Source organism: Mycobacterium sp., from assembly GCF_019247615.1.
Lineage (GTDB): Bacteria > Actinomycetota > Actinomycetes > Mycobacteriales > Mycobacteriaceae > Mycobacterium.
The window spans coordinates 1-9,469 of record NZ_JAFBAT010000069.1 but is presented as its reverse complement, the minus strand read 5'-3'; the positions used below and the strand labels follow the sequence as shown (position 1 = coordinate 9,469).

At 68.2% G+C, this 9,469-nt stretch carries 8 protein-coding genes; 3 read left to right on the top strand and 5 right to left on the bottom strand.

The window, feature by feature from the left end:
• Positions 1 to 258: 258 nt before the first annotated feature.
• The 5 genes from JO059_RS04640 to JO059_RS04620 form a co-directional block, all read right to left on the bottom strand.
• Complete coding sequence (locus JO059_RS04640) at positions 259 to 789, bottom strand: hypothetical protein (RefSeq protein WP_293314936.1); 531 nt, start codon at positions 787 to 789, stop codon at positions 259 to 261.
• A gap of 92 nt (positions 790 to 881) precedes the next feature.
• On the bottom strand, positions 882 to 2,750 hold the full coding sequence (locus JO059_RS04635) for an alpha/beta hydrolase (protein WP_293314935.1): 1,869 nt from the start codon (positions 2,748 to 2,750) through the stop codon (positions 882 to 884).
• The gene (locus JO059_RS04630) at positions 2,717 to 3,046 is read right to left on the bottom strand and encodes a DUF2563 family protein (RefSeq protein ID WP_293314934.1); all 330 of its coding nucleotides are present in this window, start codon (positions 3,044 to 3,046) and stop codon (positions 2,717 to 2,719) included. Before JO059_RS04630 ends, JO059_RS04635 begins: the two co-directional genes overlap by 34 nt.
• A 39-nt stretch (positions 3,047 to 3,085) precedes the next feature.
• Complete coding sequence (locus tag JO059_RS04625) at positions 3,086 to 3,595, bottom strand: pullulanase (protein WP_293314933.1); 510 nt, start codon at positions 3,593 to 3,595, stop codon at positions 3,086 to 3,088.
• A gap of 24 nt (positions 3,596 to 3,619) precedes the next feature.
• On the bottom strand, positions 3,620 to 5,056 hold the full coding sequence (locus JO059_RS04620) for a CCA tRNA nucleotidyltransferase (protein WP_293314932.1): 1,437 nt from the start codon (positions 5,054 to 5,056) through the stop codon (positions 3,620 to 3,622).
• A gap of 184 nt (positions 5,057 to 5,240) precedes the next feature.
• On the opposite strand from JO059_RS04620, the gene JO059_RS04615 reads away from it, so the two are divergent.
• From JO059_RS04615 to JO059_RS04605, 3 genes are all read left to right on the top strand, one after another.
• Entirely contained in the window at positions 5,241 to 5,975 is a 735-nt protein-coding gene (locus JO059_RS04615) for an NUDIX hydrolase (RefSeq protein WP_293314931.1), read from the top strand.
• Complete coding sequence (locus JO059_RS04610) at positions 5,972 to 8,368, top strand: hypothetical protein (RefSeq protein ID WP_293314930.1); 2,397 nt, start codon at positions 5,972 to 5,974, stop codon at positions 8,366 to 8,368. Before JO059_RS04615 ends, JO059_RS04610 begins: the two co-directional genes overlap by 4 nt.
• Positions 8,365 to 9,469 (top strand): lipid II flippase MurJ (locus JO059_RS04605; RefSeq protein ID WP_293314929.1); only part of this gene is annotated, 1,105 nt, incomplete at its 3' end. The genes JO059_RS04610 and JO059_RS04605, both read left to right, overlap by 4 nt.

Below are 9,469 nucleotides of genomic sequence, written 5' to 3'. Positions count from 1 at the left end.
TGCCGAAGCCAGCAGTGTCCACTGATTATGCAGCTCCTGCGCATATTGTTCCTCGGCGCGCTGCTGCGCGACCCAGTGACGAGCGCCAGCCCGAAGCGTGGTCGATGGTTCCGGCCACCACGCGCCCACCAGGGCGGCGGTGTACTTTCCCGCAGGCAGGTCTCCGGGCACTCCTACCCCTCCCTGAGATTAGACATCCGAAGTAGAACGTTCGAGGGCGATACGACCAGTTACTTCGCCCCCAAGTAGTTTGTACCTCTACGGGCACAACGTAGCCATTGCTGTATCTGCCTGGTTCGCCTCGTCGACCGACTGCTGGAAAATGGAAGACGTCTTATCAAACACGCTGCTGATAGCGTCGATAGTCCGATACGCGGCTGCCAGCTTGCGTCCCGCATCTCGGTCAGAGTTGTTCAGAGCGGGATTACTCGTCGCCGCATCAAGTATTCCGGCCGCATTTGTCAGTGAGACCCGCGCGATAGCAGTATCTGCTGAGTTTGTGTCGGCCTTCACCGAACGCGCCGCAAGTTGGTATGCCGCACACAACTCTTTTTTCGCGCTCGCGACCTGTTCAGGGCTGAAGGACGGCGACGGGCTCGCGGTTGTCGAAGCTTTGCCAGACCCGCTCGGCGTGGGTCGAGCTAGGTCGATGATGCCGACAACCAGCGCGGCCACCGCAATCAAGCCAATCGCGACCAACGCGACGACGATACGGCCGTTCGACGCTGGTCTGCCCGGTTCCGCGGGTGGTGTCCACGGCGCCGCAGGAGGCAGCTGGGGATTCGTCACCTTCTCAAGGCTAATCACCTGTATCGCACTGTCACTTCAGGCCACGACCAGGCCGGGCCCGCCCGCGGCGATAACCACGAGCGCATCGCACATCAGCCCGGGTCTGCGCGATGGTGGTGCCCAGTCGTGGCCGGTCGTGCGACCTCGGGGTCGAACCACCCGCCCAGACCGTATTCACCTCGGTGCCGTGCGGTCATGCCGTGCCCCTGTAGTGCGTCGCCGTGACCCGAGACCACATCGGCGATACTGAACAGCGATTCCGACCCGTCGTCGAAGTAATGCAGATGGTCATGAATCGGGTTGATGGAAGTGCTCGCCACCTCTGCCTTGAATCGGGTCGATCCGTAGCCGTCGACAGCCGGGTCGTCGCCGAGGCCGCCAAAACTCACGCCGATGAGGCCTGGCCCAGTCGCATGACCCGGTAGCCAGGTAACTGCATCCCCGGATGCCGCGCCGACGTAGAGGTGACCACCGGGCGGCAGGTGGAAGTCGGCTGCCGAATGAGCCAGGTCGGTACCCGGGGAGCCGACGAGAACCACATCGTTTGCCCGCATCCCATATGCCGCCGCCGCATCCGATACGACGGTGGATCCGTAGGAGCTGCCGACGACGGTGACATGCGCCGAGGGGCGTTCGTGGGTGACCGCAAGAGCATTCACGTCGGCGGCCAGCGCCTGGGCGCCGGCGCGCGCCCCGTTCGGCTCGCGCAGGCTTGGGTCGTACCAATTGTTCGGGGCGTCATACCCCACCCACAGCACCACCGCGGTCTGCCCGCCCCGATCGGCACGCCCGGATTCGTGGTAGAGGCGCGCGGCTTCTGTCTTGGCGAGCGATCCCGCCTGAACGGCCGTGCCGGCCCCCGTCACCAGGATCGCCGTATTTGCCGCGGTGTCGGGGTTGCCCAATGCAATGGCTGCGGCTCCCTGACCCCCAAACACCTCCGGCTGGTACTTCAGCAGCAGCATTTCCCCGACAGCACCGTCTCCCGTGGCGTTCAAGCCTTCTCGGGTCAAGCGGGCGTTCAGGTAGCGCGTGATGGCCCCGGCGGCCAGGCCGTACTTCAAGGGATCACCCAGCACGGCATCGACGTCCATCCCGTGCCGCTCGGCCACCTCCTCAACACGGCGGAGATCATCATTCATCACCGCCTTGTTGACCCGGCTGCGAACGACGACGGGAACACCGTTGAGGTTCCCCAGCTCGCCCGGGTGATCCGCGATCAATTGATCTTGCTCCTGCGCCGCAAGGGTTTTCCACCATCTGTTGACTTCGTCGGCACCGAGACCCGAAGGGGGCAGTTGCATCGAATCCGTCGAAAACACCAACGATTCCGGAGAGGCCACCGTCTGCAGGACCGTTGGGTCGTACCCGTCGGTGCGCAAGGCGATCAACGACGCCAGCAGGGCGCGCGAGTAGGCGTCGCGTATTGAATTGACTTGGTGCAGGGTGTGTTTGGCGTCGTCAATGGCTTGGTGCTCCAGCGCCCGGATAAGCGCATCGAGCGCGGTGAGGTCGGGCGCGCCGAGGCGGCCATCGGTTTCGAGTTCCAGTGCTTGGCCGAGGTGGTTATCCGTCAGCCGCAGCTGACGCTCCAGGGTCGCGATCAACGTCGCCGCCGCGCGTTGAGCCTCGGCCAATGCCGCGGCGACGCACTCTAATTCGACTCCGATCTTGGGCACCTGCAAGGACTGCACGCCCAACGACCTGCTTGCCCGCTGCACTTCGGCGGCGTTGTCGATCGGACGTTCCCCATTAGCCCGATTCCACGACGCCGCGAAGCGGCGGCGGGCTTCTTCGAATGCCGCGCTGGACTCGGCGGTGCACCGGCCGGCATCGTGAAACGCCTGAGCCAGATCGGAAATCTGCGCCGGACGCCCGGCTTGCAGGCTCTCATCGATCGCCCAGGGGTCGCCGCCCGCTTCGGTTATCAGATTCGCGGTGCTGATGTAGCGGAGCTGCACGGCACCGCTCGCATTTCCGCAGCGTTGCGGTCATCCATGTTGGTGAACTCGTCGGCGGCAAAACGCGCCTTACGGCCGAGTTCCGTCAGCGTCCTCCGGTGGGATTCGAGGCTCTTGACGTGGTGAGCCCGCGCCGAGCTGACCGCCTCATGAAATGTTTCGGCAGCCGGAAAACCGCCGAACATCTCCGACAGCAGAGGGCCCCGCGCCAGCTGATCGGCGGCATCTTGTGCGTGCCCGCCCGCGCGATGAGATTCGTCAACGCCGGAGTGCAGCATGTCCATGTCGACAAACACCGCTACCTCCTTGTGGCCGGTCGGTCAATTCGCCGGCGCTCATAGGTTGGCGGCCCCGTCGGCCAGACCGTCACCATCGGTGTCGGTCAGTCTGACGTTCCACTTGCCGTCGCCGTCAGTGTCGACGTATCCGGTCACGCCGCTGTCGCCCGCGCACAGCACCCGGTCGGCCACGCCGTTGCCGTCGCCGTCAATCAGTCGATCGTCGGCGTGCCCTAGGCCGTCGAAGTCGACGAGCGGACCGCCGGTGTGCTCGACGCCGTCGAGTCCGAACCACCTCAGCTGGCCACCGCGGTCGACCGCCACCGCCCAGGTGCCTGACCCGTCGTCGGTGAAGTAGGCCTCCGGCGTGCCGTCGTTGTCGAGATCGAGCACGGCGTGATCGGCCATCCCGTCTCCGTCGAAATCCGCGAGGGCGTCGTCTTGCATGCCGTCGCCGTCGAAATCCAAGCCGACCGCCTCAAGCCGGCCGTCGCCGTCAAGGTCGAGGCTCGGCTGGCCGTGCCAGATGGCCGCCGCACTGTCGTCGCCAGCTAAGCAATAGTCCATGCCATATCGGACGGGGAGGCACGCCTAGCGGTTCCCGCGTGCGCGCCACCAGCTCAGCAGCTCGGCGGTGGCCTCCTCCCTCGTCAACGGCCCGCGGTCCAGCCGCAGCTCTTTCAGATAGCGCCAGGCCTCGCCGACTTCCGGACCGGCCGGAATGTTGAGCAGCTCCATGATCTCGTTGCCATCCAGGTCGGGACGTATCCGCGCCAGATCCTCTTGGGCTGCCAGTTCGGCTATCCGCGCCTCCAGGCGGTCGTAGTTGGCCTGCAGGCGCGCGGCCCGTCGCTTGTTGCGGGTCGTGCAGTCGGCGCGTACGAGCCTGTGCAGCCGGGGCAACAACGCTCCGGCGTCGGTGACGTAGCGGCGCACCGCCGAGTCCGTCCATTTGCCGTCGCCGTAGCCATGAAACCGCAGATGCAGGTACACCAGTTGCGAGACGTCGTCGATCATCTGCTTGGAATACTTCAGCGCCCGCAGCCGCTTTCGGGCCATCTTGGCCCCGACCACCTCGTGGTGATGAAAGCTGACACCGCCATCGGGCTCGTGGCGCCGGGTGGCGGGCTTGCCGATGTCGTGTAGCAGCGCGGCCCACCGCAACACCAGGTCAGGCCCGTCATCTTCGAGCGCGATGGCCTGCCGTAACACCGTCAGCGAGTGCTGATAAACGTCTTTGTGTTGATGGTGTTCGTCGATCGCCATCCGCATGCCACCGACCTCGGGCAGCACCACTTCACCCATCCCGGTCTGCACCAGCAGATCGATGCCGGCCACCGGGTCGTCGCCGAGCAGCAACTTGTCCAGCTCGGCGGCCACCCGTTCGGCGCTGATCCGGGACAGCTGCGGGGCCATGTCCTCGATGGCCTCCCGTACCCGCGCGGCGACGGTGAAGCCGAGCTGCGACACGAACCGGGCGGCGCGCAGCATCCGCAAGGGGTCATCGCCGAATGACACCGACGGTGCCGCCGGGGTGTCCAGCAGGCGATCGCGCAGCGCGGCCAAACCGCCGAGCGGATCGAGGAATTCGCCCGCTCCGGCCGCCGTGATGCGCACGGCCATCGCGTTGGCCGTGAAATCGCGGCGCACCAGATCGTCCTCCAGACGATCGCCGAAACGCACCTCGGGATTGCGCGACACCTGGTCGTAGGTGTCGGCGCGGAACGTGGTGATCTCGAGGCGTCGGTCGCCCTTGCCGACGCCGACGGTGCCGAATTCGATGCCCGTATCCCACATGGCGTCGCCCCACCGCCGCACTATCTGTTGGACCTGCTCGGGCCGGGCGTCGGTGGTGAAGTCCAGGTCGGGACTCAGTCTGCCCAGCAGGGCGTCCCGCACCGAACCGCCGACCAGGTACAGCTCGTGGCCCGCGGCATCGAAAATCGCGCCCAGCTCGCGCAGCACGGCTGCGTGCTGGTTCAGAGCGACCGCGCCCGCGGTCAACAGGTCGGCGTCGGCGTCAGGCACGTTCGATCAGCCTAGTCGGGACGAGTGTTGAGGCCTCGCTCACACGTGGACCAAGGTGACCCCTCGCGTGTGCCCGGGGACGCGCGGATGCCCGCGGAGGCGACAACCCGACCTGCACCGTCGCGCACCGTACGAGCGGCGAGTATGTCCGGGAGACAGACCCGTGCCAGCTACTATCGCTTGGGTGTCGGATGGCGAACAAGCCAAACCACGCCGGCGCCGGGGGCGGCGTCGGGGGCGTGGTGGTCCCGCCGCGGCCACGAAACACGCTGACGGGCAGCCCGCCGGCGAGTCGACGCCGGCCAAATCCCGGCGCTCCCCGGGGTCGCGACGCATGCCGGAGCGGCTCCGAACGGTTCACGAAACGTCCGCCGGCGGGCTGGTGATCGACGGTATCGACGGGCCGCGCGACGAGCAGGTCGCCGCGCTGATCGGCCGCGTCGACCGTCGCGGACGAATGCTGTGGTCGCTGCCCAAGGGCCACATCGAGGTCGGCGAGACCGCCGAGCAAACCGCCATCCGTGAGGTCGCCGAAGAGACCGGGATCCGGGGCAGCGTGCTGGCCGCGCTGGGACGCATCGACTATTGGTTCGTCACCGATGGCCGGCGGGTGCACAAGACGGTGCACCATTATTTGATGCGCTTCTCGGGGGGCGAGCTGTCCGACGACGACCTCGAGGTCGCGGAGGTAGCGTGGGTTCCTATCCGGGAGCTGCCGTCCCGGCTGGCCTACGCCGACGAGCGCCGCTTGGCCAGGGTGGCAGATGAGTTGATCGACAAGCTGCAAAGCGATGGTCCCGACGCGCTTCCGTCGCTACCGCCCACCTCGCCACGGCGCCACCCGCAAACCCACTCGCGCACCAGGCAATCCGACAAGCCCGTCACGGGCCGGAAGAACGGTCACGGGCCCGGGCCGTGAGTGCGCCGCGACTTGCCTGGGCCGACTTGTTGCGCCTCGCCACGGTGGTCGGCATCGTGGCCGGGTTTGCGACGCTCACCGGCGCCGTGTCGCCGCACGCGGCGGCGGGAGAACCGGCCGAGACGCCGTTTGTGCGTGTCCGCATCGACCAGGTGACCCCGGACGTCGTCACGACGACGAGCCAACCCGTCGTGACCGTCAGCGGAGTGGTCAGCAACATCGGCGACCGTGCGGTGCGCGATGTGGTGGTTCGGCTCGAACACGCCCCAGCGGTAACCGACTCCGCGGCGCTGCGCACCTCACTGGACGGCGGCACGGACCAGTACCAGGCCGCCGCGGACTTTCTTACGGTCGCACCGGAACTGCAGCGTGGCCAGCAAGCCGGGTTCACCCTGTCGGCCCCGCTGCGCTCGGTGGCCAAAACGTCACTGGGCGTCGAGAAGCCCGGAATCTATCCCGTCCTGGTCAACGTCAACGGAACACCCGACTACGGCGCCCCGGCCCGGCTCGATAACGCGCGCTTTCTGCTGCCCGTCGTCGGCGTGCCCCCCGACCACGCCGACGACGTCGACAACGCCGTCGCGCCGGACACCTCCAAACCCGTGTGGATCACCATGCTGTGGCCGCTGGCCGACCGGCCCCGGCTGGCGCCCGGCGTACCCGGCGGCACCATCCCGGTGCGGCTGGTGGACGACGACCTGGCCAGCTCGCTGGCCACCGGCGGTCGGCTGGACATCCTGCTGTCGGCGGCCGAGGTGGCCACCAGCCATGACGTCGACCCGGACGCAGCCGTCGGCCGCGCGCTGTGCCTGGCCGTCGACCCGGACCTGCTGGTCACCGTGAACGCGATGACGGGCGGTTATGTGGTGTCGAATTCACCCGACGGTCCCGGTCAACTGCCGGGCACCCCGACGCATCCGGGCACCGGCCAAGTCGCCGCGAGCGCATGGCTGAGCCGGCTGCGGGCACTGGCGCACCGGACCTGCGTGACCCCGCTGCCCTATGCGCAGGCCGACCTGGACGCGTTGCAGCGCGTCAACGATCCCGGCCTGAGCGCGACGGCCACCACCGGCGTCGCCGACATCGTCGACCGCATTCTGGATGTGCCCTCGGCCCGCGGGGCCACGGTGCTGGCGGACGGGCCGTTGACCGGGCGCGCCGTGAAACTGCTCAGCGTCAACGACAGCACGGTCGCAATCGCCGCCGCCGACCTGTCCGCCGAGGACTCGACCAACAACGCTCCCGAGGTCGTCGACACCGCCCCCAAGCGGCTCTCCCCCCAAGTCGCTGTCGCGCCGTTCGACCCCGCCGTCGGGGCCGCGCTGGCAGGGACGGGCACCGACCCCATCATGCCGACCTACCTTGACTCCTCATTGACGATTCGGCTCGCGCATGACTCGGACACTGCTCGACGCCAGGACGCCCTGGGCTCCATTTTCTGGCGCTCCCTGCAGCGCGACGCCGCGCCGCGCACCCAGCTCCTGGTGCCGCCGGCGACGTGGAACCTGTCGGCGGAAGACGCGCAGGACATCCTGACCGCGCTGGCCACCACCATCCATTCCGGTCTGGCGGTGGCGCGCCCGCTGCCTGCCGTGATCGCCCAGGCCGCGGCCGGAAACGATCCGCCGCCCGCGGGCGCCCTCGGGGGCCCAGTCTCGGCCCGCGGCCGATTCACCGACGACGTCGCCGCCAACATCGCCGGCCAGGTCGGGCGCCTGTGGGGTCTGACCTCCGCGCTGACCACCGACGAGCGCACCGGGTTGACCGGCGTGCAATACACCGCGCCGCTGCGCGAGGACATGCTGCGCGCCCTCAGCCAGTCGGAACCCCCCGATACCCGCAACGGACTGGCCCAGCAGCGCGTGTCGGTCGTCGGCAAGACGATCAATGACCTGTTCGGCGCCGTCACCATCGTCAACCCGGGCAGCTCCTACACCCTGGCCACAGAGCACAGCCCGCTGCCGCTGGCGCTGCACAACGGGCTCGCCGTCCCGATCCGCGTCCGCCTGCAGGTCGACGCTCCGCCGGGCATGAGGGTCACCGACGTCGGCCAGATCGAGTTGCCGCCGGGTTACCTACCGCTGCGGGTGCCGATCGAGGTCAACTTCACCCAGCGCGTCGCCGTCGACGTAACATTGCGCACCCCGGAAGGGATGCGGCTCGGCGAGCCGGTGCGGTTGTCGGTGCACTCCAACGCCTACGGCAAGGTGCTGTTCGCGATCACGATGACCGCCGCGGCGGTGCTGATCATCCTGGCGGGGCGCCGGCTCTGGCACCGCTTCCGCGGACAGCCGGATCCCGCCGACCTGGACCGCCCCGACCCGCCCCGCTCCAGGCGCGCCGACTTGCGCGACGAGATCGACGATCGCGTCGTCGACGAGCACCGAGTATGAATCCGGCCTACCGGCGAACCCATCCCCAGACAACGCCGCACCGCCTGCCGCCGTCGGCACGCCGTCCCGGTCCGGCGACCGGCCCCCTGCCACCCGTCCCCGACCTCGCTCGCCGCCGGCCCGAGCTGTCCGACGCCGCGCTGGTGTCGCGTTCCTGGGCGATGGCGTTCGCGACCCTGATCAGCCGATTGACTGGCTTTGCCCGGATCGTTTTGCTGGCCGCGATCCTGGGCGCGGCCCTGTCCAGCGCTTTCGCGGTCGCCAACCAGCTGCCGAACCTGGTTGCGGCGCTCGTGCTGGAGGCCACGTTCACGGCGATCTTCGTGCCGGTCCTGGCACGCGCCGAGCAAAATGATCCCGACGGCGGCGCGGCGTTCGTCCGGCGCCTGGTCACGTTGACGACGACGCTGCTGCTGGTTGCCACCGCGCTGTCCGTGCTGGCCGCCCCGCTGCTGGTCCGGCTGATGCTGGGCCGCACCCCGCAGGTCAACGAGCCGCTGACCACGGCATTCGCCTACCTCCTCCTGCCGCAGGTGCTCGCCTACGGCCTGACCTCGGTGTTCATGGCGATCCTCAACACCCGCAACGTATTCGGGCCGACCGCGTGGGCGCCCGTCGTCAACAACGTGGTGGCGCTCGTGACGCTGGCGGTGTATGTGGCCGTCCCGGGAGAGCTTTCGGTCGATCCGGTGCGGATGGGCAACACCAAGCTCCTGGTGCTCGGCATCGGCACCACGCTCGGCGTCTTCGCGCAGACCGCGGTGCTGCTCGTGGCGCTCCGGCGCCAGCGGGTCAGCTTGCGTCCGCTGTGGGGAATCGACGAGCGCCTCAAGCGCTTCGGCACCATGGCCGCGGCGATGGTGCTCTACGTGCTGATCAGCCAGCTCGGCCTGGTTGTCGTCAACCAGATCGCCAGCACGGCCGCGGCATCCGGGCCCGCAATCTACAACTACACCTGGCTGGTCCTCATGCTGCCGTTCGGCATGATCGGGGTGACCGTGCTCACCGTGGTGATGCCGCGGCTGAGCCGCAACGCCGCCGCCGACGACACCCGGGCCGTGCTCGCCGACCTGTCGCTGGCGACTCGGCTGACGTTGATCA